The sequence below is a fragment of the Citrobacter sp. LST-B2 genome (assembly GCF_057983045.1).
In genome coordinates this window covers 4,985,682-5,010,770 of the sequence record NZ_CP192598.1, presented here as the reverse complement: position 1 = coordinate 5,010,770, position 25,089 = coordinate 4,985,682, and the positions used below count along the sequence as shown (strand labels likewise).

Genomic DNA, 25,089 nt, shown 5'->3' with positions numbered 1-25,089 from the left:
GGCCGGATTAGGCATTTACGCCGCCCTCCGGCAGTGAATCATTCACGCACTGCTAAAGGCCAGTGGACATAGCTCTGCCACTGGCTTTCTTGTTCAATCAACTCTTTCCCCAACGGATGCTGTTCCAGCCAGTCCGGCGGTAGCGCCAGGGTGAGAATTTCATTCGATGCCTGTAGCGTAATGGCTGGCACCAGATCGTCACGACGGCGGCTGGCGAAGATAATCGCCAGTCTGAGCAGACGACAAAGATGCTCCGCCACACGCGGCGGTACGGCATTTTGCTGATGTAACGACGAGAGATCGACCGGGTTGGTCTGATTTAACAATAGCGTGGCGAGCAGTTTTTTCTGTGCGGGCGTGAAGCCCGGCAGATCCAGATTACGGACCAGATAGGCGGCATGCTGAGGCGCTTGCTTAAAATCAACGCTCAGGCCTATCTCGTGCAGCTGGCAGGCGCTGATCAGCAGTTCGCGGCTGATCGGCTCAAGATGCCACTCATTTTCTACCTGATCGAGAAAACTCACCGCCAGATTCGCAACGCGATGCGCCTGTTCGGTATCCACCATAAACCGGCGCTGAATATTACGCAGCGTGCGGCTGCGAATATCCTGATCCACCGCAAGATGCAGCATCCCGTAGACCAGCCCTTCACGTAATGCGCCACCGGCCAGGGTCATACACTGAATATTGAGTTCGGTGAAGATGGCGATAAGAATAGCCAACCCGCTGGGGAACACCAGCGCGCGTTCCAGGGTTAAGCCTTCAATTTCAAGCTCTTCCAGACGACCGCAGTGAATCGCCCGCTGTTTCAACTGCTGCAGTTTCGCCAGCGTGATGCGCTCATCCATCCCCTGCGCCATCATGATTTCCTGTAACGCCTGAACGGTGCCGGAGGCACCGACGCAGACTTTCCAGCCGTGATAGCGAAGTTCATCGGCGACCGGGCGCAGCACATCGCGCGCCGCTTTTTCCGCTTCGTCGAAATTCTCTTGTGCCAGATTGCGATCGGTAAAGTAGCGTTCGAGCCAGGTGACGCAGCCCATTGACAGGCTGAACAGGGAGGTGGTTTGCGCACCTGTTCCGGTGACCAGTTCGGTGCTGGCGCCGCCGATATCGACGACCAGACGCTGATCCGCTCCGCCAGTGGTGTGCGCCACGCCCTGATAAATCAGGCGCGCTTCTTCTTCACCACTGATGACCTGAACCGGACAACCGAGGATTTCCTGCGCTTTATCGATAAACTCGCTGGCGTTTACCGCGATACGTAACGTAGCCGTAGCGACCACGCGAATTTGCGGCTGCGGAATATCCTGAAGGCGCTCGGCAAACAGACGCAGGCATTGCCAGCCGCGTTCCATTGCTTCAGCAGAAAGGACATTGTTGCTGTTCAGACCGGCGGCCAGACGCACTTTGCGTTTAATGCGCGTGAGCGTCTGGATGCTGCCCGCTACCTCGCGTACGACCAGCATATGAAAACTATTGGAACCGAGATCGATAGCGGCGTACAACGAGGTAGAATTCATACACTTCATCCTTCAACCGGTATCTGTGCTGGCTGCGTTTTTTCACCCGAATCGCTGAAAGTAAGCTCATCAGGATTCGTTTTCTTGCCGCCCTGATACAGGCTGAATGATGTTGTGTATGGCATAACTTTTTTAACCTGAACGACGACGATTACGCGGAGCACCGCCAGAGCGGCGCGGGCCATTGCCAGGGCGCGTACGCGTCAGGCGCAGCGGCTTCGGCAGATTGTTCATCAACGCTTCCGGGTTGTATTTACTCACCGGAATCGAGTGACCAATGTAGGTTTCAATCGCAGGCAGGTTCAGGGCGTACTCTTCACAGGCCAGGCTGATCGAGTGACCGCTTGCGCCAGCACGGCCCGTACGACCGATGCGGTGTACGTAGTCTTCGCAATCGTCCGGCAGATCGTAGTTAAATACGTGCGTCACGGCAGGAATGTGCAGGCCGCGCGCGGCAACGTCGGTTGCGACCAGAATATCCAGATCGCCACGGGTAAATTCATCGAGAATACGCAGACGTTTTTTCTGCGCCACATCGCCAGTCAGCAAACCAACGCGATGACCATCGGCGGCCAGATGACCCCAGATATCTTCGCAGCGGTGTTTGGTGTTCGCGAAGATGATGGCGCGATCCGGCCACTCTTCTTCGATCAGCGTTTGCAGTAAGCGCATTTTCTCTTCGTTAGACGGATAGAAAAGCTCTTCTTTAATACGGTGACCCGTTTTTTGTTCCGGCTCGACTTCAACGTATTCGGCGTTGTTCATCTGTTCGAACGCCAGTTCACGCACGCGGTAAGAGAGGGTAGCAGAGAACAACATGTTCAGGCGTTGGTTGGCCGGCGGCATGCGGCGGAACAGCCAGCGAATATCTTTAATAAAGCCCAGATCGTACATGCGATCGGCTTCATCGAGGACCACCACCTGGATGGCGCCCAGGTTGATGTGATTCTGTTTCGCGTAATCGATCAGACGACCCGTGGTGCCGATGAGAATATCGACGCCGCTTTCCAGCACTTTTAGCTGTTTGTCGTAACCGTCACCGCCGTAAGCGAGACCCAGCTTCAGACCGGTCGTCTGTGCCAGCGGCTCGGCATCAGCGTGGATCTGCACGGCTAACTCACGCGTCGGCGCCATAATTAAGGCGCGTGGCTGGTTCACCTTGCGATCGTCAATCGCGGGATGAGAGAGAAGATAATGAAACGTTGACGTCAGGAACGCCATCGTTTTTCCGGTACCGGTTTGCGCCTGCCCTGCAACATCGCGACCAGCCAGCGTAAGCGGCAGTGCGAGGGCCTGAATGGGCGTGCAGTTATGAAAGCCTTTATTTTCAAGGGCTTCGATAACCTTTGGGTGCAGGGCGAAGTCGGAAAACTTCTGTTCTGTTAAATGTGTTTTGCTCATAGTGTGGTAGAATATCAGCTTACTATTGCTTTACGAAAGCGTATCCGGTGAAATAAAGTCAACCTTTAGTTGGTTAATGCTGTACACAAATCATTCATGATGCGTCGAGGCGGCAAGCGAACGCGTCCACAAGAACGTACAGAGTACGTGACCTGGACGATGAGTGAAGCCAACAAAGAGGCAGCTTAAAGGATGATGTGTATACACCAACACACCAGGCTTATTCCTGTGGAGTTTATATGAGCGATAAAATTATTCACCTGACTGACGACAGTTTTGACACGGATGTACTCAAAGCGGACGGGGCGATCCTCGTTGATTTCTGGGCAGAGTGGTGCGGACCGTGCAAAATGATCGCCCCGATTCTGGATGAAATCGCTGACGAATATCAGGGCAAATTGACGGTTGCTAAACTGAACATTGACCAAAACCCAGGCACTGCGCCGAAGTATGGTATCCGTGGCATCCCGACCCTGCTGCTGTTCAAGAACGGTGAGGTTGCAGCGACCAAAGTGGGCGCACTGTCCAAAGGTCAGCTGAAAGAGTTCCTCGACGCGAACCTGGCGTAAGCCGGACGTCTCATGTTCGGGCGACCTGAATCCTAATTGATTCGGATGACTGGACGCCCGACTTGAGTCGTGCTAAGTTAGTGTTGACTTCGTATTAAACATACCTTATTAAGTTTGAATCTTGATAACTCCAATACTTCCCGTTTTTTCTCGCACGCGAAGTGGACAGATTCCTGGCTTATCATTCAATCCGTCTTGTCGTTTCAGTTCTGCGTACTTTCCTGTGACCAGACAGCGAACAGACATGAGTTGATGGCCGTAAACAGGCATGGATGACCCTGCCATACCATTCACAACATTAAGTTCGAGATTTACCCCAAGTTTAAGAACTCACACCACTATGAATCTTACCGAATTAAAGAATACGCCGGTTTCTGAGCTGATCACTCTCGGCGAAAATATGGGGCTGGAAAACCTGGCTCGTATGCGTAAGCAGGACATTATTTTTGCCATCCTGAAGCAGCACGCAAAGAGTGGCGAAGATATCTTTGGTGACGGTGTGCTGGAGATATTGCAGGATGGATTTGGTTTCCTCCGTTCTGCAGACAGCTCCTACCTCGCCGGTCCTGATGACATCTACGTTTCCCCCAGCCAAATCCGCCGTTTCAACCTCCGCACTGGTGATACCATCTCTGGTAAGATTCGCCCGCCAAAAGAAGGCGAACGCTACTTTGCGCTGCTGAAAGTTAACGAAGTTAACTACGACAAACCGGAAAACGCCCGTAATAAAATTCTCTTCGAAAACTTAACCCCGCTGCACGCAAACTCTCGTCTGCGTATGGAACGTGGTAACGGCTCTACCGAAGACTTAACGGCGCGCGTTTTGGATCTGGCTTCACCAATCGGTCGTGGTCAGCGTGGTCTGATCGTCGCACCGCCGAAAGCCGGTAAAACCATGCTGCTGCAAAACATTGCGCAGAGCATCGCTTACAACCACCCTGACTGTGTGTTGATGGTGCTGCTGATTGACGAACGTCCGGAAGAAGTGACCGAGATGCAACGTCTGGTGAAAGGTGAAGTTGTTGCTTCTACCTTTGACGAACCGGCATCCCGTCACGTTCAGGTAGCGGAAATGGTGATCGAGAAAGCGAAACGTCTGGTTGAACACAAAAAAGACGTTATCATTCTGCTCGACTCCATCACCCGTCTGGCACGTGCATACAACACCGTGGTTCCGGCTTCCGGTAAAGTGCTGACCGGTGGTGTGGACGCTAACGCTCTGCATCGTCCGAAGCGTTTCTTCGGTGCGGCGCGTAACGTGGAAGAGGGCGGCAGCCTGACCATCATCGCAACGGCGTTGATCGATACCGGATCTAAGATGGATGAAGTCATCTACGAAGAGTTTAAAGGCACCGGTAACATGGAACTGCACCTCTCTCGTAAGATTGCTGAAAAACGCGTCTTCCCGGCTATCGACTACAACCGTTCCGGTACCCGTAAAGAAGAGCTGCTCACCACTCAGGAAGAGCTGCAGAAAATGTGGATCCTGCGCAAGATTATTCACCCGATGGGCGAAATCGACGCAATGGAATTCCTCATTAATAAACTGGCGATGACCAAGACTAACGACGACTTCTTCGACATGATGAAGCGCTCGTAAACGAGCTCTCAGCCGAAAACGCCACGTTTTTACGTGGCGTTTTGCTTTTATGTCTGTAATCTTAACGACAAGTTAACAAATCAGGGGTTATTGTCCTCCGCTGCACGTGCGTCAGCCATCAAGTGCGACACGTGGTTAATAATTATACAAAACAGACGGTTCGGAGTGGAGTTTCCCTTCTGAATACAGGCCTTCGTGGTTATACTTCTGCTTATAATTTTCTCTGAGAGCACGCATTGTGAATTTACTGACAGTCAGTACTGATCTCATCAGTATTTTTTTATTCACGACACTGTTCCTGTTTTTTGCACGGAAGGTCGCAAAAAAGGTCGGTTTAGTGGATAAACCCAACTTCCGTAAACGCCACCAGGGATTGATACCGTTGGTTGGGGGCATCTCAGTTTATGCGGGGATTTGTTTCACATTTAGCATTGTGAATGTCTATATCCCCCACGCTGCTCTCTATCTGGCTTGTGCCGGTGTCCTGGTCTTTATCGGTGCACTGGACGATCGCTTTGATATTAGCGTAAAAATACGTGCCACCATTCAGGCTGCTATCGGCGTAATTATGATGGCGGTGGGCAAGCTTTATCTCAGCAGCCTCGGTTATATCTTTGGCCCGTGGGAGATGGTGCTCGGCCCGTTTGGTTATTTCCTCACGCTCTTCGCCGTATGGGCCGCGATCAATGCCTTCAACATGGTGGATGGTATCGATGGCTTATTAGGCGGGCTCTCCAGCGTCTCATTTGCCGCAATGGGGCTTATTCTGTGGTTTGATGGACAGACCAGTCTGGCTATCTGGTGCTTTGCCATGATCGCCGCCATCCTGCCCTATATTCTCTTGAACCTCGGTGCGCTTGGCCGTCGCTATAAAGTGTTTATGGGTGACGCCGGCAGTACGCTGATTGGTTTTACCGTTATCTGGATCCTGCTTGAAACTACCCAGGGTAAAACGCACCCGATAAGCCCGGTTACCGCGCTATGGATCATCGCCATTCCGCTGATGGACATGGTGGCCATCATGTATCGTCGTCTGCGTAAAGGGATGAGCCCGTTCTCGCCAGACCGTCAGCATATTCATCATTTGATCATGCGTGCAGGGTTTACTTCACGTCAGGCGTTTGTCCTGATCACGCTAGCCGCCGCAATACTGGCCTCGATTGGCGTGCTGGCGGAATATTCTCATTTTGTCCCGGAATGGGTCATGCTGGTGCTCTTTTTGCTAGCATTCTTCCTCTACGGTTACTGCATTAAACGTGCCTGGAAGGTGGCGAGGTTCATTAAGCGCATGAAGCGCAGATTACGAAGAAACCGTGATAACAATCCAAAATTAACCAAGTAAATGAGGGTGCGATGACTCAACCATTACCGGGGGCACACGTTGTGAGCGCTGAAAATGAACTGGATATTCGTGGGTTGTTTCGTACCTTATGGGCCGGGAAGGTGTGGATTGTCGGTATCGCGCTGTTATTCGCGCTGATCGCGCTGGCGTATACTTTTTTTGCTCGTCAGGAGTGGAGCGCGACCGCGATCTCCGATCGCCCCACGGTGAATATGCTGGGGGGTTACTATTCCCAACAGCAGTTTTTGCGGAATCTGGATGCGAAAGCGGACAACGCGTCAGGTGATCAACCTTCGGTTATGGACGAAGCCTATAAAGAGTTTGTGATGCAACTGGCCTCCTGGGATACGCGTCGCGACTTCTGGCTGCAAACTGACTATTACAAGCAGCGGATGGTTGGCAACAGCAAGGCCGATGCCGCCATGCTGGATGAGATGATCAACAACATTCAGTTCACCCCCGGTGATTTTGCCCGTGCCATTAACGACAGCGTCAAGCTGATTGCCGAAACCGCACCTGATGCGAACAATCTGCTGCGTCAGTATGTGGCGTTCTCCAGCCAGCGTGCGGCAAGCCATCTCAATGAAGAACTGAAAGGCGCGTGGGCCGCGCGGACCGTGCAAATGAAGGCGCAGGTCAAACGTCAGGAAGAGGTGGCGAAAGCAATTTTCTCCCGCCGCGTGAGCAGTATTGAACAGGCGCTTAAAATCGCTGAACAGCACAATATCTCCCGCAGTGCGACCGATGTGCCAGCGGATGAATTACCGGATTCGGAGCTGTTTCTGCTCGGACGTCCCATGCTCCAGGCACGCCTTGAAAATTTACAGGCGGTCGGCCCCTCTTTCGATCTGGACTACTTCCAGAATCGAGCCATGCTAAATACATTGAATGTGGGCCCCACGCTGGACCCGCGTTTTCAGACCTATCGCTATTTGCGTACACCGGAAGAACCGGTAAAACGCGATAGCCCGCGCCGTGCCTTCCTGATGGTGATGTGGGGCATCGTGGGGGGGCTTATCGGCGCAGGTGTTGCGTTAACCCGCCGCCGCACGATTTAGCACGACTGCCGCAGTGAGGGGCTGGGCCCTCACTGACTATTCGAAGAGAATCGATGTGAAAGTACTGACTGTATTTGGCACGCGACCGGAAGCCATAAAAATGGCACCTCTGGTGCATGCGCTGGCAAAGGATCCTGATTTCGACGCAAAAGTCTGCGTCACCGCGCAGCACCGGGAGATGCTCGATCAGGTATTGAATCTCTTTTCTATTGTTCCTGATTACGATCTCAATATTATGCAACCGGGTCAGGGATTGACAGAGATAACCTGTCGGATACTGGAAGGGCTGAAGCCTATCCTCGCTGACTTCAAGCCAGATGTGGTACTGGTACACGGAGATACCACCACCACGATTGCGACCAGTCTGGCCGCGTTTTATCAACGTATACCGGTCGGCCATGTCGAGGCCGGGTTACGCACTGGCGATCTCTATTCCCCGTGGCCGGAAGAGGCAAACCGTACGCTGACCGGGCATCTGGCGATGTATCACTTTGCGCCGACGGAGAACTCGCGGCAAAACCTGTTGCGCGAGAATATTGCCGACAGCCGCATCTTTGTCACCGGCAATACGGTGATCGATGCGCTGATCTGGGTGCGCGACCGCGTTCTGGCTAGTGATACGTTGCGTTCAGAACTGGCCGAGCAGTATCCGTTCCTCAGTTCGGATAAAAAACTGATCCTGGTGACCGGTCATCGTCGCGAAAGTTTTGGCCGTGGATTTGAGCAGATTTGCCATGCGCTGGCGGAGATTGCGGCCGCCAATCAGGATGTGCAGATTGTCTATCCAGTGCACCTGAACCCGAACGTCAGCGAGCCGGTCAACCGCATTCTCGGTCATGTTGAAAACGTGACGCTGATTGAACCGCAGGACTATCTGCCCTTTGTCTGGCTGATGAATCACGCCTGGCTGATTCTGACGGACTCCGGCGGGATTCAGGAAGAGGCACCGTCACTGGGCAAACCGGTGCTGGTGATGCGTGAAACAACCGAACGACCCGAGGCCATTACCGCCGGGACCGTGCGTCTGGTGGGGACAGACCCACAGCGCATTGTTGAAGAAGTCACGCGTTTGCTGCATGACGAAAACGAATATCAGGCTATGAGCCGCGCCCATAACCCTTACGGTGACGGGCAGGCCTGCGGCCGCATTTTACACGCATTAAAAAACAATCGGGTATCGCTATGAGTTTTTCTACCATTTCTGTTATTGGGCTGGGATATATCGGTTTGCCGACGGCGGCTGCCTTTGCTTCGCGCCAAAAGCAGGTGATTGGGGTGGACGTTAACCCGCATGCGGTGGAGACCATCAACCGCGGTGAAATCCATATTGTTGAGCCGGACCTCGATAACGTCGTGAAAACGGCGGTGGAAGGCGGTTTTCTGCGCGCCACCACGACCCCTGTCGATGCCGATGCGTATCTGATTGCAGTACCGACGCCGTTTAAAGGTGAGCATGAGCCGGATATGACCTATGTCGAAGCGGCGGCGAAATCCGTTGCGTCAGTGCTGAAAAAGGGCGCGCTGGTGATCCTCGAGTCGACCTCTCCGGTTGGCGCGACCGAACAGATGGCGGCGTGGCTGGCCGAAATGCGTCCGGATCTCACTTTCCCGCAGCAGGCGGGCGAGCAGGCGGATGTGAATATCGCCTATTGTCCTGAGCGCGTTCTGCCGGGTCAGGTGATGGTTGAACTGATCAAGAATGACCGGGTCATCGGCGGCATGACGCCGGTGTGCTCGGCGCGTGCCAGCGAGCTGTACAAAATATTTCTTGAAGGCGAGTGCGTGGTGACCAATTCCCGTACGGCCGAAATGTGCAAGCTGACGGAAAACAGCTTCCGCGACGTCAATATCGCCTTTGCGAACGAACTGTCGCTGATTTGCGCCGAGCAGGGGATTAACGTCTGGGAACTGATCCGCCTGGCGAACCGTCATCCACGTGTCAACATTCTCCAGCCTGGACCGGGTGTGGGCGGGCACTGTATTGCTGTCGACCCGTGGTTCATTGTGGCGCAGAATCCGTTGCAGTCGCGTCTGATCCGTACCGCGCGTGAAGTAAACGACGGTAAACCACACTGGGTCGTCGATCAGGTCAAAGCCGCCGTTGCGGACTGCCTGGCGGCGACGAATAAGCGCGCCAGCGAGGTGAAAATCGCCTGCTTTGGCCTCGCATTCAAACCCAATATCGACGATTTGCGTGAAAGCCCGGCAATGGGGATCGCAAAAAGTATCGCCCAGTGGCACAGCGGTGAAACGCTGGTGGTGGAACCGAATATTCACCAGTTGCCGAAAAAGCTGGACGGTCTTTGTACTCTTGCCGCCCTGAACGACGCGCTGGCGACGGCCGACGTGCTGGTGATGCTGGTCGATCATAGCCAGTTTAAAGCCATTCAGGGCGATGCTGTGCAGCAGCAGTACGTCGTGGATACCAAAGGAGTGTGGCGTTAATGAAACGGATTCTGGTGACGGGTGGCGCAGGTTTCATCGGCTCAGCGGTGGTACGGCATATCATTAATGAGACGGCAGATGCGGTGGTGGTGGTGGATAAACTCACCTACGCCGGCAATCTGATGTCTCTGGCTCCGGTTGCGCAGAACGATCGCTTTGCTTTCGAGAAAGTGGATATTTGCGATCGTGCCTCGCTGGATCGGGTATTTCAACAGTATCAGCCAGACTGCGTGATGCACCTGGCCGCCGAAAGCCACGTCGATCGCTCTATCGACGGACCGGCGGCGTTTATCGAAACCAACATTGTTGGCACCTACACGCTGCTGGAAGCGGCGCGGGCGTACTGGAGTGAACAGGCTGACGAGAAGACATCGGCGTTTCGCTTCCACCATATCTCGACGGACGAGGTGTATGGCGATCTGCACTCGACGGATGATTTCTTTACTGAGACGACGCCCTACGCCCCTAGCAGCCCCTATTCCGCGTCAAAAGCCAGCAGCGATCACCTGGTGCGCGCCTGGTTGCGCACTTACGGTCTTCCAACCCTTATCACCAACTGCTCTAACAACTATGGCCCTTACCACTTCCCGGAAAAACTGATCCCGCTGATGATTCTTAATGCGCTGGCGGGCAAACCGCTGCCGGTGTATGGCAACGGACAGCAGGTCCGCGACTGGCTGTATGTGGACGATCACGCGAGAGCGCTGTACTGCGTGGCGACCACGGGAGAAGTCGGTGAAACGTATAACATCGGCGGTCATAACGAGCGTAAGAATCTGGACGTGGTTGAGACGATTTGCGGGCTGCTGGAAACGCTGGCGCCGAACAAACCACAGGGTATCGCACATTACCGCGACCTGATTACCTTTGTGGACGATCGTCCTGGCCACGACTTACGTTACGCCATTGATGCGTCAAAAATCGCCCGTGAGCTTGGCTGGACGCCGCAGGAAACCTTTGAAAGCGGCATGCGTAAAACCGTGGAGTGGTATCTGGCGAATGAGGCCTGGTGGAAGCCCGTACAAGACGGCAGTTATCAGGGGCAACGTTTAGGTCTGAAGGGCTAATTTCCCGGAGGAGGAAGGCATGAAAGGTATCATTCTGGCGGGCGGCTCTGGCACCCGTTTGCATCCTATCACGCGTGGCGTGTCGAAACAGCTGCTCCCCATTTACGATAAGCCGATGATTTATTATCCGTTATCGGTGCTCATGCTGGCCGGCATTCGTGAGATCCTGATTATCACCACGCCGGAAGACAAAGGATATTTTCAGCGTCTGTTAGGCGACGGTTCTGAATTTGGCATTCATTTGCAGTATGCCGAACAACCGAGTCCGGATGGCCTGGCGCAAGCGTTTATCATCGGTGAGACGTTCCTGAACGGCGAACCTTCCTGCCTGGTGTTAGGCGACAATATTTTCTTCGGTCAGGGGTTCAGTCCTAAATTGCGCCATGTCGCCGCGCGTACCGAAGGGGCGACCGTGTTTGGCTATCAGGTGATGGATCCAGAACGGTTTGGCGTGGTGGAGTTTGATGACAATTTCCGCGCCATCTCGTTAGAAGAGAAACCGAAGCAGCCAAAATCTAACTGGGCGGTGACCGGGCTCTATTTCTACGACAGCAAGGTGGTGGAGTACGCAAAGCGCGTGAAACTATCTGAACGCGGCGAACTGGAGATTACCTCTATCAATCAGATGTACCTTGACGCAGGCAATCTGACCGTTGAGCTGCTGGGCCGCGGTTTTGCCTGGCTCGATACGGGAACGCATGACAGCCTGATTGAGGCGAGCACCTTTGTGCAGACGGTTGAAAAGCGTCAGGGATTCAAAATTGCCTGTCTGGAAGAGATTGCCTGGCGCAATGGCTGGCTGGATGATGACGGCGTGAAACGTGCCGCCAGCGCTCTGGCGAAAACAGGTTATGGCCAATATTTACTGGAGCTGCTTCGTGCACGTCCACGCCAGTATTGAGCCGCTGGGCTGGGAAAACCGCTTCTTTGGCATCAACAGCGCCATTGTCCGGCTGGATCCGGCGGCGCCGTTATTGACCGCAGAAGCCTTACAGCCCTGGTCGCGGGTGCAGGCCAAAATCCCGGCGGCCAATACCCGCGAGCTGGATGCTCTGCAACAACTGGGTTTCGCGCTGGTGGAAGGGGAAGTCGATTTTGTTCTTCCTGTCGGGAAAAACAACGGTCAAACTGGCGCAGAAATTGCACAACTGACGGACATTCCGGCCTTGCGCCAGCTCGCTGCGGCGGCCTTTGCGCAAAGCCGCTTTCGCACGCCGTGGTATGCGCCTGATGCCAGCGCTCGCTTTTATGCGCAGTGGATTGAAAACGCGGTGCACGGCACGTTTGATCATCAGTGTCTGGTTCTTCGCACCTCAAATGGGGATATTCGCGGCTATGTCTCGCTGCGTGAACTGGATGACCGCGAGGCGCGAATCGGCTTGCTCGCCGGGCGTGGCGTTGGGGCAGAGCTGATGCAGGCGGCGCTGGGATGGGCGCAGGTGCGCGGCAAAACAACATTGCGGGTGGCGACCCAGATGGGCAACACCGCCGCGCTTAAACGTTATATACAAAGCGGTGCGAATGTAGAAAGCACCGCGTACTGGTTATACAGGTGACAACATGATTCCGTTTAACGCACCGCCGGTGGTGGGTACCGAACTTGAGTATATGCAGTCTGCAATGGGCAGCGGCAAGCTGTGTGGCGACGGGGGCTTTACCCGTCGTTGTCAGCAGTGGCTTGAGCAGCGTTTTGGCAGTGCGAAGGTACTGCTGACGCCTTCCTGTACCGCCTCACTGGAGATGGCGGCACTGCTGCTGGATATCCAGCCGGGTGATGAAGTGATCATGCCGAGTTACACCTTCGTGTCGACCGCGAATGCCTTTGTGCTGCGCGGCGCTAAAATCATCTTTGTGGATATCCGTCCGGATACCATGAACATTGACGAAACGCGCATTGAAGCGGCGATCACCGAAAAAACGCGGGCGATTGTGCCGGTGCATTATGCGGGTGTGGCCTGTGAGATGGACACCATCATGGCGCTGGCGGATAAGTACAACCTGTTTGTGGTAGAAGACGCCGCGCAGGGGGTGATGTCGACTTACAAAGGCCGGGCGCTGGGAACGATCGGCCACATCGGCTGCTTTAGTTTCCATGAAACCAAAAACTACACCGCCGGTGGCGAAGGCGGCGCAACGCTGATTAACGATCGCAGCCTTATTGAGCGAGCCGAAATCATTCGTGAAAAAGGGACTAACCGCAGCCAGTTCTTCCGTGGTCAGGTCGACAAATATACCTGGCGTGATATTGGTTCCAGCTATTTGATGTCCGATCTACAGGCCGCTTATCTCTGGGCACAGTTGGAAGCGGCGGACCGCATTAATCAGCAGCGTCTGGCGCTGTGGCAGACCTACTACGATGCCCTCGCACCGCTGGCGCGTGCGGGCAGAATTGAATTGCCATCCATTCCGGATGACTGCAAACAGAACGCCCATATGTTTTATATCAAGCTGCGCGACATTGACGATCGTAGCGCGCTGATTAACTTCCTGAAAGAAGCCGAGATTATGGCGGTGTTCCACTACATTCCGCTGCATGACTGCCCGGCTGGCGACAAGTTTGGTGAATTCTCCGGCGAGGATCGCTACACCACCAAAGAGAGCGAACGTCTGCTGCGCCTGCCGCTGTTCTATAACCTGTCGGCAGTGAATCAGCGCACGGTGATTACGACATTGCTGAACTATTTCGCCTGATATGTCGCTTGCGAAAGCGTCCTTGTGGACGGCGGCCAGCACGCTGGTCAAAATTGGCGCGGGGTTACTGGTCGTTAAGCTGCTGGCGGTGTCATTCGGCCCGGCGGGTGTCGGGCAAGCGGGAAATTTCCGTCAGATGGTCACCGTGCTTGGCGTCCTGGCGGGGGCCGGCATTTTCAACGGCGTCACCAAATACGTTGCGCAGTCTCACGATAACCCCGAACAATTGCGGCAGGTGGTCGGGACATCCTCGGCGATGGTGCTGGGTTTTTCGACGCTGCTGGCGCTGGTGTTTCTGCTTGCGGCGGCACCGATTAGCCAGGGACTGTTTGGTCATACGCAGTATCAGGGGTTAGTACGCTTAGTGGCGCTGGTGCAGATGGGGATTGCCTGGGCCAACCTGCTGCTGGCGTTAATGAAAGGATTTCGTGATGCGGCCGGGAATGCGCTGTCACTGATTGTCGGCAGCCTGGTGGGCGTTGTCGCCTATTATGGCTGTTACCGGCTGGGCGGCTATGAAGGTGCGCTCCTCGGCCTGGCGCTGGTGCCCGCATTGGTGGTGATCCCGGCGGCAGCCATGCTGCTGAAACGCGGAATGATCCCCCTGCGCTATCTCAAGCCATCCTGGGATAACGGGCTGGCGGGCCAGCTCAGCAAGTTTACCCTGATGGCGCTGATCACCTCCGTCACGCTGCCAGTGGCGTATGTGATGATGCGAAACCTGCTGGCGGCGCACTACAGTTGGGATGACGTCGGGATCTGGCAAGGGGTGAGCAGTATCTCGGATGCTTACCTACAATTTATTACCGCGTCGTTTAGCGTTTACCTGTTGCCGACGCTGTCGCGCCTTACCGAAAAGCGGGACATCACACGGGAAGTGGTGAAGTCGCTGAAGTTTGTTCTGCCTGCGGTGGCCGCTGCGAGCTTCTCCGTCTGGCTGCTGCGTGACTTTGCTATCTGGCTGCTGTTCTCTGAGAAATTCACCGCCATGCGCGATCTGTTTGCCTGGCAGTTGGTTGGAGATGTGCTGAAAGTTGGGGCATATGTCTTCGGTTACCTGGTGATCGCCAAAGCGTCACTGCGGTTTTATATTCTGGCGGAAATCAGCCAGTTCATTTTATTGACGGCATTTGCGCACTGGCTGATCCCGGCACATGGCGCGCTGGGTGCGGCACAGGCCTATATGGCAACGTATGTCGTCTATTTTTCTTTATGTTGTTGTGTATTTTTACTCTGGCGTAGGCGGGCATGACTGTACTGATTCACGTACTGGGATCGGATATCCCTCACCATAATCAAACCGTGCTGCGGTTTTTCAACGATACGCTGGCATCGACCAGCGAGCATGCCCGTGTCTTTATGGTCGCCGGTCAGGATGCCGGGTTGACGGAAAGTTGCCCGGCGCTCTCCATCCGTTTCTACAGCGGTAAAAAATCGCTAGCGCAAGCGGTGATAGCGCAAGCTAAAGCGAACAGACAGCAGCGTTTCTTCTTCCACGGTCAGTTTAATATGGCGCTGTGGCTGGCATTACTGAGCGGTGGAATTAAGCCCAGTCAGTTTTACTGGCACATCTGGGGCGCGGATCTGTATGAAGTCTCCAGTGGACTGAAATTCAAACTGTTTTATCCGCTTCGCCGTCTGGCGCAAAGCCGTGTTGGGGGCGTTTTTGCCACCCGTGGCGATCTGAACTATTTCGCCCAACAGCATCCGCGCGTGCCGGGAGAACTGCTCTATTTCCCGACGCGAATGGATCCCGCGCTCAACAATATGGTGAACGATCGCCAACGCAGCGGAAAAATGACCATTCTGGTGGGCAACTCAGGCGATCGCAGCAACGAACATATCGCCGCGCTGCGGGCGGTGCATCAGCAGTTTGGCGACACCGTAAATGTGGTTGTCCCGATGGGCTATCCGGCGAATAACGAGGCGTATATCGCGGACGTTCGTCAGGCGGGGCTAAGACTGTTCAGTGCAGATAACCTGCAGATCCTCAGCGACAAGCTGGCGTTCGACGACTATCTGGAGCTGCTTCGTCAGTGCGATCTCGGGTACTTTATTTTTGCCCGTCAGCAGGGAATTGGCACCTTGTGTTTGCTGATTCAGGCAGGCGTGCCCTGCGTGCTGAACCGCGAAAATCCCTTCTGGCAGGACATGGTGGAACAGCATCTTCCGGTGCTGTTTACGACCGATGAACTTAACGAACAGGTGGTGCGCGAGGCGCAGCGCCAGCTGGCGTCAGTGGATAAAAATACCATTACCTTCTTTAGCCCGAACTATTTGCAGCCCTGGCATCACGCGTTGCAGGTTGCCGCAGGGGAGGCGCTATGAGTCTGATGCAGTTCAGCGGCCTGTTTGTCGTCTGGCTCCTCTCCACGTTGTTTATCGCCACGCTAACCTGGTTTGAGTTTCGCCGCGTGCGCTTCAACTTCAACGTTTTCTTCTCGCTGCTGTTTTTGCTGACCTTCTTTTTTGGCTTTCCGCTGACCAGCGTGCTGGCGTTCCGCTTTGACGTTGCCGTCGCACCGCCGGAAATCCTGCTACAGGCGCTGCTTTCCGCCGCCTGTTTCTACGCGATTTACTATGTGACCTATAAGACCCGCTTGCGCAAACGGATTGCGGACGTGCCGTACAAACCGCTGTTCACGATGAATCGGGTGGAAACCCATCTCACCTGGATGATTCTGATGGGGATTGCGCTGATCAGCGTGGGCATCTTCTTCATGCACAACGGCTTTTTACTGTTCCGCCTGCAATCGTATAGCCAGATTTTTTCCAGTGAAGTTTCCGGCGTGGCGTTAAAACGCTTCTTTTACTTTTTCATCCCGGCCATGCTGGTGGTCTATTTCCTGCGCCAGGACAGCAAAGCGTGGCTGTTCTTCCTGGTCAGCACCGTCGCATTTGGCCTGCTGACGTATATGATTGTCGGCGGCACTCGCGCCAATATCATCATTGCCTTCGCCATCTTCCTGTTCATCGGTATTATTCGCGGCTGGATCTCGCTGTGGATGCTGGCGGCAGCAGGCGTGCTGGGGATTGTCGGGATGTTCTGGCTGGCATTGAAGCGCTACGGGCTGAACGTCAGCGGTGACGAGGCGTTCTATACGTTTCTCTATCTCACCCGTGACACGTTTTCTCCGTGGGAGAACCTGGCGCTGCTATTGCAAAATTACGACAAAATCGACTTTCAGGGGCTGGCGCCAATTGCCCGTGATTTCTACGTCTTTATTCCTTCCTGGCTTTGGCCAGGGCGGCCGAGTGTGGTGCTGAATACGGCGAACTACTTTACGTGGGAAGTGCTGAACAACCATTCCGGTCTGGCGATTTCGCCAACGCTGATTGGTTCGCTGGTGGTGATGGGCGGCGCGCTGTTTATCCCGCTGGGCGCGGTTGTGGTAGGGCTTATCATCAAATGGTTCGACTGGCTGTACGAGCTGGGTAATCGTGAGGCCAACCGCTACAAGGCCGCGATTTTGCATAGTTTTTGCTTTGGCGCGATTTTCAATATGATCGTGCTGGCGCGAGAGGGACTGGACTCGTTTGTCTCGCGTGTTGTTTTTTTCCTGGTGGTTTTTGGTGCCTGTTTGCTGGTGGCAAAACTTCTGTTCTGGCTGTTTGACCAGGCCGGACTGATCCATAAACGTTGGCGAGCCCTGCCAGACAAACAGGTTGAAGGATAGCAATGACTGATAATACAACAGCACCAATTTACGATCTGCGCGGACTCCAGCTGATTGGCTGGCGTGATATGCACCATGCGCTGGATTATCTCTATGCTGGCGGCCAGCTTAAACAAGGTACGCTGGTGGCGATTAACGCAGAAAAGGTCCTGACGGCGGAAGATAACCCAGAAGTCCGTACCCTGATTGAGGCGGCAGAGTATAAATATGCCGACGGGATCAGCGTCGTGCGCTCGGTACGCAAAAAATTTCCACATGCCCTGGTTTCTCGCGTGGCGGGTGCCGATCTCTGGGAAGCGTTGATGGCCCGCGCGGGTGAGGAAGGCACGCCGGTATTCCTTGTGGGCGGAAAGCCGGAAGTGCTGGTGCAAACGCAAGCGAAACTGCGCGCCCAGTGGAATGTGAACATTGTCGGCAGCCAGGACGGTTATTTTACGCCGGAGCAGCGTCCTGCGCTATTTGAGCAAATCCACGCCAGTGGGGCGAAAATCGTCACCGTGGCGATGGGATCGCCGAAACAGGAAATCTTTATGCGCGATTGCCGGCAGGTGCATCCGCATGCGCTCTATATGGGCGTCGGCGGTACCTATGATGTTTTCACCGGTCATGTAAAACGTGCGCCGAAGGTGTGGCAAAATCTGGGGCTGGAGTGGCTGTATCGCTTGCTGTCGCAGCCGAGCCGCATTACCCGTCAACTCCGTTTACTGCGTTACCTGCGCTGGCACTACAGCGGTAATATCTAAAAACCCCTTCTTCATGCAGGTAGCGCATTCTGCTCCATGCGCTACCATGTTGCCTCATTTTTGCACTGTTTTTACAAAAAAATGCAATTTTTTAATGCTTCGTTTGCCATTTCGCCAAATTTGCGAAAACATGCGCCCCCAGCGATGTACCCATAACAATAACCGGCAATGCCGGAAAGCATGTAAACACGACAAGAGGATTTATGGCAGAGAATAAACCGGAGCTGCAGCGTGGGCTGGAGGCTCGTCATATCGAATTGATTGCCCTCGGGGGCACCATTGGCGTCGGCCTGTTTATGGGGGCGGCAAGCACCCTGAAATGGGCAGGACCATCGGTACTGCTGGCATATATTGTCGCCGGCCTGTTCGTCTTTTTCATTATGCGTTCAATGGGCGAGATGCTGTTCCTGGAGCCGGTTGCCGGTTCTTTCGCCGTTTACGCTCACCGCTACATGAGCCCGTTCTTCGGTTATCTCACCGCATGGTCATACTGGTTTATGTGGATGGCGGTCGGTATTTCGGAGATCACCGCGATCGGCGTCTATGTCCAGTTCTGGTTTCCGGAAATGGCGCAATGGATACCGGCGCTAATTGCCGTTGGACTGGTGGCGCTGGCAAACCTGGCGGCCGTTCGTCTGTATGGCGAAATTGAGTTCTGGTTTGCGATGATCAAAGTCACCACCATCATCGTGATGATTGTGGTGGGTCTGGGCGTGATTTTCTTCGGCCTTGGCAACGGCGGGCAGCCGATTGGCTTTGGTAACCTGACCGGGCACGGCGGTTTCTTTGCCGGTGGCTGGAAAGGCTTCCTCACCGCGTTGTGTATTGTGGTCGCCTCTTATCAGGGCGTGGAGCTGATCGGGATTACGGCGGGCGAAGCCAAAAACCCGCAGGTCACGCTGCGTAGCGCGGTAGGTAAAGTGCTGTGGCGTATTCTGATCTTCTACGTGGGAGCGATTTTCGTGATCGTCACTATCTTCCCGTGGAACGAAATTGGTAGCAACGGCAGTCCGTTCGTCCTGACCTTTGCCAAAATTGGTATCACTACCGCGGCGGCGATTATCAACTTTGTCGTGCTGACCGCCGCGCTGTCTGGCTGTAACAGCGGAATGTACAGTTGTGGGCGTATGCTTTACGCGCTGGCGAAGAATCGTCAACTGCCGGCGGCGATGGGGAAAGTTTCCCGTCACGGCGTTCCGGTGGCGGGCGTGGCGTTGTCGATTGCGATTCTGCTGGTCGGTTCGTGCCTGAACTACATCATTCCTAATCCGCAGCGCGTCTTCGTCTATGTTTATAGTGCAAGCGTGCTGCCGGGGATGGTGCCGTGGTTTGTGATCCTGATTAGCCAGTTGCGTTTTCGTCGGGCGCATAAAGCGGCGATGGCCAGCCATCCGTTCCGTTCAATTCTGTTCCCGTGGGCAAACTATTTGACGATGGCTTTCCTGGTTTGCGTACTGATCGGCATGTACTTTAATGAAGATACCCGTATGTCGCTGTTTGTCGGCATCATCTTCCTGCTCTCCGTGACGGCCGTTTACAAGGTTTTTGGCCTCAACCGTCAGGGTATCGCCCAGAAAACGGGGGAATAAGCGACAAAACGCGCAAAGCGTAACCAAACGCGCATTTTATTTAAAAAGGCACTAGACAGCGGGGTGTGAAGTCCGTATTATCCACCCCCGCAACGGCGCTAAGCGCCCGTAGCTCAGCTGGATAGAGCGCTGCCCTCCGGAGGCAGAGGTCTCAGGTTCGAATCCTGTCGGGCGCACCATTTACCCGGTGCTGGAGCTGCGGTGGTTTTGATACCGCGTAACAAAGATTTGCAGTGGTGGCTATAGCTCAGTTGGTAGAGCCCTGGATTGTGATTCCAGTTGTCGTGGGTTCGAATCCCATTAGCCACCCCATTATTAAAAGTTGTGAAATGCGAAGGTGGCGGAATTGGTAGACGCGCTAGCTTCAGGTGTTAGTGTCCTTACGGACGTGGGGGTTCAAGTCCCCCCCCTCGCACCACGACTTAACGAATTGAACTAAAAATTCAAAAAGCAGTACATCGGCGAGTAGCGCAGCTTGGTAGCGCAACTGGTTTGGGACCAGTGGGTCGGAGGTTCGAATCCTCTCTCGCCGACCAATTTTGAACCCCGCTTCGGCGGGGTTTTTCTTTTTCTACGCCACACTTTCTTCTTCTTTTCCCCTGTTGCTTCCCTGAGACAACCCTGTTTGCCATTGTCGCCATTTGGTGACGATTAACATTCTGATATTTCTCCACTTTCGTATATCGGGCGAGATCTGTCTCTGCTGAGCGACAATGAGGTGTATTTCCGGCTGGCAGAAAAAGGCAAAATCGCCGACAACCCGCGTCAGTACAGGGATAGCGAATTATCTTAATCCCTATTTTTAGCGGTGCAATCCTGGCATGCAATGTGCAATAATAGTCGGGTAGATGCTCATTCCATCTCTTATGCTCGCCATAGTGCCTCATAAACTCAGGAATGATGCAGAGCCGTTTACGGTGCTTATCGTCCACAGACAGATGTCGCTTCGGCCTCATCAAACACCATGGACATAACGTTGAGTGAAGCACCCATTTATGTTGTCATAAAGACCTGTTTAACGCCTGCTCCAAAAGAGCGGGCGTTTTTTTATGCATATACGTCATCCTCCAGGCTGCCCCTTTGTTGGCTGCGCCTGCTCACCCCGGTCACTGACTTATGTAAGCTCCCGGGGATCCTCAGACTTGCCGCCTCGATGCATCCCGAATGATTTTGTGTATGCGATTAATGCCCGGAGCGCGAAGCGTCACCGGGCGTCAGGGCGTTATTGCGGGGGATTATTCTGCAACGTCAGCATCAGGCCGTCACGGCGCATGGTGGCCGCTTCTTCCGGTTGATGCAGGCGGTCGAGCGCGTCGGCAAGCCAGGCATAATCGTACGCGTCCGGGCGCTGCTTCAGCGCGGCGCGGAAGGCAACGGTCGCTTCCTGCCATTCGCCGTGCTTCATCAGCGACTGACCCAGCGTACTCCACAGCAGCGGGCGATCGCCGACGGTCTTGATTTGCTGACGCAGGACTTTCTCCAGCTGTTCCGGATTATTGGTTTTCAGACGCGGAATTGGCAGCACGAGGCGATCGTCATACTGACGCTTCAGACCGTCGATAATGATTTGCTGCGCCATGTCGTGATCGTCGCATTCAATCAGATGCTCGGCCATGGCCACCTGCAGGGCGACCTGATGACGGGTTTTACGGCTCTGGTTTTTCCACCATTCGCGTAGACCATCGCTGCCCTGATCGGCACGTGCCTGATCCATCAGACCAATCCACGCCTGCTGTTCCAGCATCGCACGATGCTCTTCATCACCGACGTTCGCTTTCGCCATTGACGGGATGATATCCAGCAGCGAGCTCCAGGCACCGGTGCGAATGTAGGCCTGTTCTGCCAGACGCAATACTTCCGGATGGCGCGGCGTTACCTCCAGCAATTTATCCACGCCGTGGCGCGCGGCATGGTTCTCATTGCGCGCCAGTTGCAGGCGGACACGCGCGATCTCAACCGGGATCGTGTCGTTGCCCGCGAGTTCTGCCGCACGTTCCAGATGTTGGTTTGCGCGCGCTTCGTCACCACGCTGTTGCGCTGCTTCAGCGGCGAGCAGGTAGTTCACTACCGGCTGTTCAGCATGATCGGCATTTTTCGCCATCAGCTTCTCAACCTGCTGATAGTCTCCTTCCGCCAGTTTCAACAGCGCCTGTTCGGTCTGCTTGCGGGCACGACGACGTTTGCGACCCACAAACCAGCCGCGCGTATGTGCGCCAGTCCGGAAGAGGCGGCGCAGCAGCCATTCGATGGCAAACAGTACCACCATCGCAAGGATCAGGATGATGACCAGCCCAGTCACGCTGGTTTCAATATTGTACGTGTCGGTCTGGATCAGGACATAACCCTGGTGACCGGCAATCATCGGGCCGATCACGATACCCGCGATCAACAGCACAAAGAGCAATAATACTTTTAGCATCATTATTCTCCTTGCGGCGCGGCTGCCGGGGTTTCTGCCTGCGGTGCTTCAGACGCAGGGGGCGCTTCAGATGGCGCGGCGCCCGGTTGTGCCAGCAGGTTACGCACGCGGGTTTGCATCAATTTTTCGAGGATCGCCTGGCTTTGTAGCGTTTCCGGTACGTCCATCGTGATGCTCTGCTGACTCAACTTGTCCACTTCTTCAAGGAAGGCTTTTGTCGTGGCGTCGTCGGTATCGTAGTAGGCACGCACCCAGGTGGAGACGTTATCCAGCGCCTGACGGTAAGTCTCTTCCTGATGGCGCGGCACAGCCTGGGCGGCAACCAGCAGACGAGAGCGGATGTTTTCCCGCAGATAGACATCCTGATTCGGCGCTAACAGCGGGACCGCAGTATCATCGCGGCGGCGGATGGTGATAAAGCTGTCCATAAAGTTCTGCCAGCTTTTTTGTAGATTGACGCGCCATTCGCTGATTGAACTGGAAAGCTCAGGGCTATCGGCGTCCATCGGTGAACCGTCGCTGTCGTTATCCGCCAGACGCAGGTTATCGATCTGATTAGAAAGCTGATTAATTTTCAGGATGATACCGTCGTAATCCACCTGAGCGACGGAGGAAAGACTGGCGATATCATCGGTGATAGCCCGGCGTGCGGTAATCAGGCTGGGATCGTTCATGTCCGCGAGGCTGGCATCTGCGCTCTTCAGTAGCGCGGCCGCCGTCGTCACATCCTGATCGCTCCACAGCTTACGTCCGGCCAGCTTGACCAGGAAATCGGCCTGCGCAAGCAGCCAGGTTTTGGCATCACTACCGGAAATCGTGGCGACTTTCTGTTGGACTTCATCCAGCTGTTTCGCCAGTTCAGTTTGCTGACGGTTGGCCTGCTCAAGCTGCGCCGCCTGCTGTTTAATGACGCCTTCCAGCTCCGCCTTCTGGCTTTCCTGCGCTTTTTGCAGCGCGGTCAGTTGATTAGCCAGTGCATCGCTGGTGGCGGTCTGTGTGGTCGCCTGTTGTTTTCCCCAGCCATAGAGTCCAACACCGGCTGCCAGCGCGATGGCGATTGCCACCGCACTCAGGATGAGCGCAGTGCCGTTTTTACTCTTTTTTTCAGCAGTAGCTGGCTGTGGCTGAGTTTCCACGGCCTCCCTGGTCTCTTCAACCACGGCGGAGGATTTTTCTTGTTCCGTCATTATGGCTTCCCATTATGAGAGTTATTGTAATGCGCGCAGTAGCGCATCGTTGTCGGCGTTATCAGCGACCTTAATATCTTGCCAGCCCAGTTCCCGGGCGAGGTGCGCCAGACGCTCGCTGACGACAATAAGCCGACAGCGTAGTAACCAGTTTTCGCGATACCACTGCGGGATTAGTGCGTTAAGCTGTTGCAGCATTTCCCCGCTGGTGACCACTATCGTTGTCACGCCGCGCGACTGCCAGCGCATCGCTTCTTGTGCCCCATCGTAAGGTTTAGCACTACGTTGATAACATTCATAAAACGTGACATCTGCACCGCGTGCCGCCAGGGTTTCGCCTAATAGCTCCCGACCGCCGTTGCCGCGTAAGATCAGCGCACGTTTGCCCGCAATATTTTGTAATTCAGGTAATTGTAGCAAGACTTCGCTGATTTCCCGATCCAGTGGATAGCGAATGTCATATCCGCTGACGGTATGCAGCGCCAGGGCGGTCGCGCGACCAATAGCAAAATAGTGCGCGGCGGCCGGCCACTTCAGCCCTTCACGTTCCAGTTGCGCATGGGCAAAAGAGACCGCGTGCTGTGACAGCACAAAGAGCAGATCGTTATCAGTGATCGTCGAAAACACCCCGGCCAGTCGCGATAAATCCTGACCCGGGGTAAATTCGATGAGCGGAAAACTCCAGGCCTCCTGCCCCAGTGTGCGCAGACGGCTCACTAACGCTTCCCCTGCGGGAGACGGGCGGGTGACCAGGATACTCATGCGGGGGATTCTCCGTTATAAACCTCGGTCAGAATCGCGCGCGCGCCGTTATCCAGCAGCTCTTCGGCCAGCGAAATGCCCATCTGCTCCGCCTGATCGGGCGAGCCACGGCGCTCTCCGCGTACCATTTGTGAACCGTCTGGCGCACCGACCAGCGCGCGTAGCCAAATCTCACCATCAATGATTTCAGCATAGCTGCCAATTGGCACCTGACAGCCCCCTTCCAGGCGGGTGTTCATGGCGCGCTCGGCTTTGACGCGAAGGGCGGTCATTTCATCATTCAGCGGGGCCAGCAGCGCCTGAGTCCGGCTATCGTCGAGGCGGCATTCGATGCCAACTGCGCCTTGCCCCACGGCAGGCAGCGACACTTCTGGTGGTAGCGCCGTGCGGATTCGCGATTCCAGCCCTAAGCGTTTTAAACCGGCAACGGCCAGGATAATGGCATCATAGTCGCCGTTATCCAGCTTGCTCAGGCGGGTTCCAACGTTGCCGCGCAGTGAACGAATGACGAGATCCGGACGGCGTTCTGCCAGCTGACACTGGCGACGCAAACTGGAGGTGCCCACGATGCTGCCGGCAGGCAGTTCATCAAGGGTGTTATATGTGTTCGAGACAAAGGCGTCGCGCGGATCGTCGCGCTCACAGATAGTAACCAGTCCCAGACCTTCCGGAAATTCAACCGGAACATCTTTCATTGAGTGCACCGCGATGTCGGCACGTTTTTCGAGCAGCGCAACTTCCAGCTCTTTTACGAACAGACCTTTGCCGCCTACTTTCGCCAGTGGGGTATCAAGAATGACATCACCACGCGTCACCATAGGCACCAGCTCCACGACCAGGCCGGGATGGCTCGCCATCAGAGCGTCTTTGACATAATGTGCCTGCCAGAGCGCGAGGGGGCTTTGGCGTGTGGCAATTCTTAAAACATTGTCTAACATGCTTGTTACCGTCATTATCGTCCGTGGTTCATCCTAACATCCTTACAAGTGGGATGTCAGTGTTACGGTCAAAGGTAA

At 54.8% G+C, this 25,089-nt stretch carries 22 protein-coding genes and 4 tRNA genes; 20 read left to right on the top strand and 6 right to left on the bottom strand.

The features are described 5' to 3' along the window. Nucleotides 1-38: 38 nt before the first annotated feature. Nucleotides 39-1,523, bottom strand: coding sequence for a guanosine-5'-triphosphate,3'-diphosphate diphosphatase (gene gppA / locus ACQ0PY_RS24100; RefSeq protein ID WP_044258276.1), 1,485 nt, complete (start codon nucleotides 1,521-1,523; stop codon nucleotides 39-41). A 132-nt stretch (nucleotides 1,524-1,655) separates the two neighbouring features. Then, nucleotides 1,656-2,924 carry an ATP-dependent RNA helicase RhlB gene (gene rhlB / locus ACQ0PY_RS24095; protein WP_042998787.1) on the bottom strand — a complete coding sequence of 423 codons (1,269 nt, stop codon included), beginning with the start codon at nucleotides 2,922-2,924 and terminating at the stop codon, nucleotides 1,656-1,658. Nucleotides 2,925-3,163: 239 nt separating this feature from the next. On the opposite strand from rhlB, the gene trxA reads away from it, so the two are divergent. From trxA to ACQ0PY_RS23995, 20 genes are all read left to right on the top strand, one after another. Next, nucleotides 3,164-3,493 (top strand): thioredoxin TrxA, encoded by a 330-nt coding sequence (gene trxA, locus ACQ0PY_RS24090; RefSeq protein WP_001280776.1) that lies wholly within the window; start codon nucleotides 3,164-3,166, stop codon nucleotides 3,491-3,493. Between the two features lie 133 nt (nucleotides 3,494-3,626). Beyond that, nucleotides 3,627-3,746 carry a rho operon leader peptide gene (locus ACQ0PY_RS24085; protein ID WP_071887707.1) on the top strand — a complete coding sequence of 40 codons (120 nt, stop codon included), beginning with the start codon at nucleotides 3,627-3,629 and terminating at the stop codon, nucleotides 3,744-3,746. Nucleotides 3,747-3,833: 87 nt separating this feature from the next. After that, nucleotides 3,834-5,093 carry a transcription termination factor Rho gene (rho, locus tag ACQ0PY_RS24080; protein ID WP_002437993.1) on the top strand — a complete coding sequence of 420 codons (1,260 nt, stop codon included), beginning with the start codon at nucleotides 3,834-3,836 and terminating at the stop codon, nucleotides 5,091-5,093. 238 nt (nucleotides 5,094-5,331) lie between these two features. Then, the gene (wecA, locus tag ACQ0PY_RS24075) at nucleotides 5,332-6,435 is read left to right on the top strand and encodes a UDP-N-acetylglucosamine--undecaprenyl-phosphate N-acetylglucosaminephosphotransferase (protein WP_042998788.1); all 1,104 of its coding nucleotides are present in this window, start codon (nucleotides 5,332-5,334) and stop codon (nucleotides 6,433-6,435) included. An 11-nt stretch (nucleotides 6,436-6,446) separates the two neighbouring features. After that, on the top strand, nucleotides 6,447-7,493 hold the full coding sequence (gene wzzE, locus ACQ0PY_RS24070; RefSeq protein ID WP_042998789.1) for an ECA polysaccharide chain length modulation protein: 1,047 nt from the start codon (nucleotides 6,447-6,449) through the stop codon (nucleotides 7,491-7,493). A gap of 55 nt (nucleotides 7,494-7,548) precedes the next feature. Then, nucleotides 7,549-8,679: a non-hydrolyzing UDP-N-acetylglucosamine 2-epimerase gene (wecB, locus tag ACQ0PY_RS24065; RefSeq protein WP_042998790.1), complete on the top strand. Its 1,131-nt coding sequence runs from the start codon at nucleotides 7,549-7,551 to the stop codon at nucleotides 8,677-8,679. Then, nucleotides 8,676-9,938: a UDP-N-acetyl-D-mannosamine dehydrogenase gene (wecC, locus tag ACQ0PY_RS24060; protein WP_061069429.1), complete on the top strand. Its 1,263-nt coding sequence runs from the start codon at nucleotides 8,676-8,678 to the stop codon at nucleotides 9,936-9,938. Before wecB ends, wecC begins: the two co-directional genes overlap by 4 nt. Further along, nucleotides 9,938-11,005, top strand: coding sequence for a dTDP-glucose 4,6-dehydratase (gene rffG, locus ACQ0PY_RS24055; protein ID WP_109739679.1), 1,068 nt, complete (start codon nucleotides 9,938-9,940; stop codon nucleotides 11,003-11,005). Before wecC ends, rffG begins: the two co-directional genes overlap by 1 nt. 19 nt (nucleotides 11,006-11,024) lie before the next feature. Beyond that, a complete protein-coding gene (gene rfbA, locus ACQ0PY_RS24050) occupies nucleotides 11,025-11,906 on the top strand; it encodes a glucose-1-phosphate thymidylyltransferase RfbA (protein ID WP_334263202.1) in 882 nt (293 codons plus the stop codon). Then, nucleotides 11,884-12,561, top strand: coding sequence for a dTDP-4-amino-4,6-dideoxy-D-galactose acyltransferase (gene rffC, locus ACQ0PY_RS24045; RefSeq protein WP_044267319.1), 678 nt, complete (start codon nucleotides 11,884-11,886; stop codon nucleotides 12,559-12,561). The genes rfbA and rffC overlap by 23 nt, the downstream gene beginning before the upstream one ends. Before the next feature lie 4 nt (nucleotides 12,562-12,565). After that, the gene (gene rffA / locus ACQ0PY_RS24040) at nucleotides 12,566-13,696 is read left to right on the top strand and encodes a dTDP-4-amino-4,6-dideoxygalactose transaminase (protein ID WP_044258283.1); all 1,131 of its coding nucleotides are present in this window, start codon (nucleotides 12,566-12,568) and stop codon (nucleotides 13,694-13,696) included. Between the two features lies 1 nt (nucleotide 13,697). Continuing rightward, a complete protein-coding gene (gene wzxE, locus ACQ0PY_RS24035) occupies nucleotides 13,698-14,948 on the top strand; it encodes a lipid III flippase WzxE (RefSeq protein WP_044267317.1) in 1,251 nt (416 codons plus the stop codon). Then, the gene (locus ACQ0PY_RS24030) at nucleotides 14,945-16,024 is read left to right on the top strand and encodes a TDP-N-acetylfucosamine:lipid II N-acetylfucosaminyltransferase (RefSeq protein WP_109739678.1); all 1,080 of its coding nucleotides are present in this window, start codon (nucleotides 14,945-14,947) and stop codon (nucleotides 16,022-16,024) included. The genes wzxE and ACQ0PY_RS24030 overlap by 4 nt, the downstream gene beginning before the upstream one ends. Next, the gene (gene wzyE / locus ACQ0PY_RS24025) at nucleotides 16,021-17,373 is read left to right on the top strand and encodes an ECA oligosaccharide polymerase (protein WP_109739677.1); all 1,353 of its coding nucleotides are present in this window, start codon (nucleotides 16,021-16,023) and stop codon (nucleotides 17,371-17,373) included. The genes ACQ0PY_RS24030 and wzyE overlap by 4 nt, the downstream gene beginning before the upstream one ends. Before the next feature lie 2 nt (nucleotides 17,374-17,375). Then, nucleotides 17,376-18,116 carry a lipopolysaccharide N-acetylmannosaminouronosyltransferase gene (gene wecG, locus ACQ0PY_RS24020; RefSeq protein ID WP_109739676.1) on the top strand — a complete coding sequence of 247 codons (741 nt, stop codon included), beginning with the start codon at nucleotides 17,376-17,378 and terminating at the stop codon, nucleotides 18,114-18,116. Nucleotides 18,117-18,319: 203 nt separating this feature from the next. Next, nucleotides 18,320-19,705, top strand: coding sequence for a bifunctional threonine/serine APC transporter ThrP (gene thrP / locus ACQ0PY_RS24015; protein WP_042998800.1), 1,386 nt, complete (start codon nucleotides 18,320-18,322; stop codon nucleotides 19,703-19,705). A 102-nt stretch (nucleotides 19,706-19,807) separates the two neighbouring features. Further along, nucleotides 19,808-19,884, top strand: a tRNA-Arg gene (locus ACQ0PY_RS24010). A gap of 57 nt (nucleotides 19,885-19,941) precedes the next feature. After that, nucleotides 19,942-20,017 (top strand) — tRNA-His (locus ACQ0PY_RS24005). 19 nt (nucleotides 20,018-20,036) lie between these two features. After that, nucleotides 20,037-20,123: transfer RNA gene (locus ACQ0PY_RS24000), tRNA-Leu, on the top strand. A gap of 41 nt (nucleotides 20,124-20,164) precedes the next feature. Further along, nucleotides 20,165-20,241, top strand: a tRNA-Pro gene (locus ACQ0PY_RS23995). A gap of 686 nt (nucleotides 20,242-20,927) precedes the next feature. Here ACQ0PY_RS23995 and hemY read toward each other — a convergent pair. The 4 genes from hemY to hemC are packed head-to-tail and all read right to left on the bottom strand — an operon-like array spanning nucleotide 20,928 to nucleotide 25,011. Next, entirely contained in the window at nucleotides 20,928-22,124 is a 1,197-nt protein-coding gene (hemY, locus tag ACQ0PY_RS23990; RefSeq protein ID WP_044258291.1) for a protoheme IX biogenesis protein HemY, read from the bottom strand. Between the two features lie 2 nt (nucleotides 22,125-22,126). Next, the gene (gene hemX, locus ACQ0PY_RS23985; RefSeq protein ID WP_099434046.1) at nucleotides 22,127-23,311 is read right to left on the bottom strand and encodes a uroporphyrinogen-III C-methyltransferase; all 1,185 of its coding nucleotides are present in this window, start codon (nucleotides 23,309-23,311) and stop codon (nucleotides 22,127-22,129) included. A 21-nt stretch (nucleotides 23,312-23,332) separates the two neighbouring features. Continuing rightward, nucleotides 23,333-24,073 carry a uroporphyrinogen-III synthase gene (gene hemD / locus ACQ0PY_RS23980; RefSeq protein WP_109739675.1) on the bottom strand — a complete coding sequence of 247 codons (741 nt, stop codon included), beginning with the start codon at nucleotides 24,071-24,073 and terminating at the stop codon, nucleotides 23,333-23,335. Further along, nucleotides 24,070-25,011, bottom strand: a complete 942-nt coding sequence (gene hemC / locus ACQ0PY_RS23975; RefSeq protein WP_042998804.1) for a hydroxymethylbilane synthase — start codon at nucleotides 25,009-25,011, stop codon at nucleotides 24,070-24,072. The genes hemD and hemC overlap by 4 nt, the downstream gene beginning before the upstream one ends. Nucleotides 25,012-25,089 lie beyond the last annotated feature (78 nt).

Bases quoted from the DNA above. Each gene is read 5' to 3' on its own strand.
- gppA (WP_044258276.1), bottom strand. From the start codon at position 1,523: ATGAATTCTACCTCGTTGTACGCCGCTATCGATCTCGGTTCCAATAGT.
- rhlB (WP_042998787.1), bottom strand. From the start codon at position 2,924: ATGAGCAAAACACATTTAACAGAACAGAAGTTTTCCGACTTCGCCCTG.
- trxA (WP_001280776.1), top strand. From the start codon at position 3,164: ATGAGCGATAAAATTATTCACCTGACTGACGACAGTTTTGACACGGAT.
- rho (WP_002437993.1), top strand. From the start codon at position 3,834: ATGAATCTTACCGAATTAAAGAATACGCCGGTTTCTGAGCTGATCACT.
- wzzE (WP_042998789.1), top strand. From the start codon at position 6,447: ATGACTCAACCATTACCGGGGGCACACGTTGTGAGCGCTGAAAATGAA.
- wecC (WP_061069429.1), top strand. From the start codon at position 8,676: ATGAGTTTTTCTACCATTTCTGTTATTGGGCTGGGATATATCGGTTTG.
- rffG (WP_109739679.1), top strand. From the start codon at position 9,938: ATGAAACGGATTCTGGTGACGGGTGGCGCAGGTTTCATCGGCTCAGCG.
- rfbA (WP_334263202.1), top strand. From the start codon at position 11,025: ATGAAAGGTATCATTCTGGCGGGCGGCTCTGGCACCCGTTTGCATCCT.
- rffA (WP_044258283.1), top strand. From the start codon at position 12,566: ATGATTCCGTTTAACGCACCGCCGGTGGTGGGTACCGAACTTGAGTAT.
- wzxE (WP_044267317.1), top strand. From the start codon at position 13,698: ATGTCGCTTGCGAAAGCGTCCTTGTGGACGGCGGCCAGCACGCTGGTC.
- ACQ0PY_RS24030 (WP_109739678.1), top strand. From the start codon at position 14,945: ATGACTGTACTGATTCACGTACTGGGATCGGATATCCCTCACCATAAT.
- wzyE (WP_109739677.1), top strand. From the start codon at position 16,021: ATGAGTCTGATGCAGTTCAGCGGCCTGTTTGTCGTCTGGCTCCTCTCC.
- wecG (WP_109739676.1), top strand. From the start codon at position 17,376: ATGACTGATAATACAACAGCACCAATTTACGATCTGCGCGGACTCCAG.
- thrP (WP_042998800.1), top strand. From the start codon at position 18,320: ATGGCAGAGAATAAACCGGAGCTGCAGCGTGGGCTGGAGGCTCGTCAT.
- hemY (WP_044258291.1), bottom strand. From the start codon at position 22,124: ATGCTAAAAGTATTATTGCTCTTTGTGCTGTTGATCGCGGGTATCGTG.
- hemX (WP_099434046.1), bottom strand. From the start codon at position 23,311: ATGACGGAACAAGAAAAATCCTCCGCCGTGGTTGAAGAGACCAGGGAG.
- hemD (WP_109739675.1), bottom strand. From the start codon at position 24,073: ATGAGTATCCTGGTCACCCGCCCGTCTCCCGCAGGGGAAGCGTTAGTG.
- hemC (WP_042998804.1), bottom strand. From the start codon at position 25,011: ATGTTAGACAATGTTTTAAGAATTGCCACACGCCAAAGCCCCCTCGCG.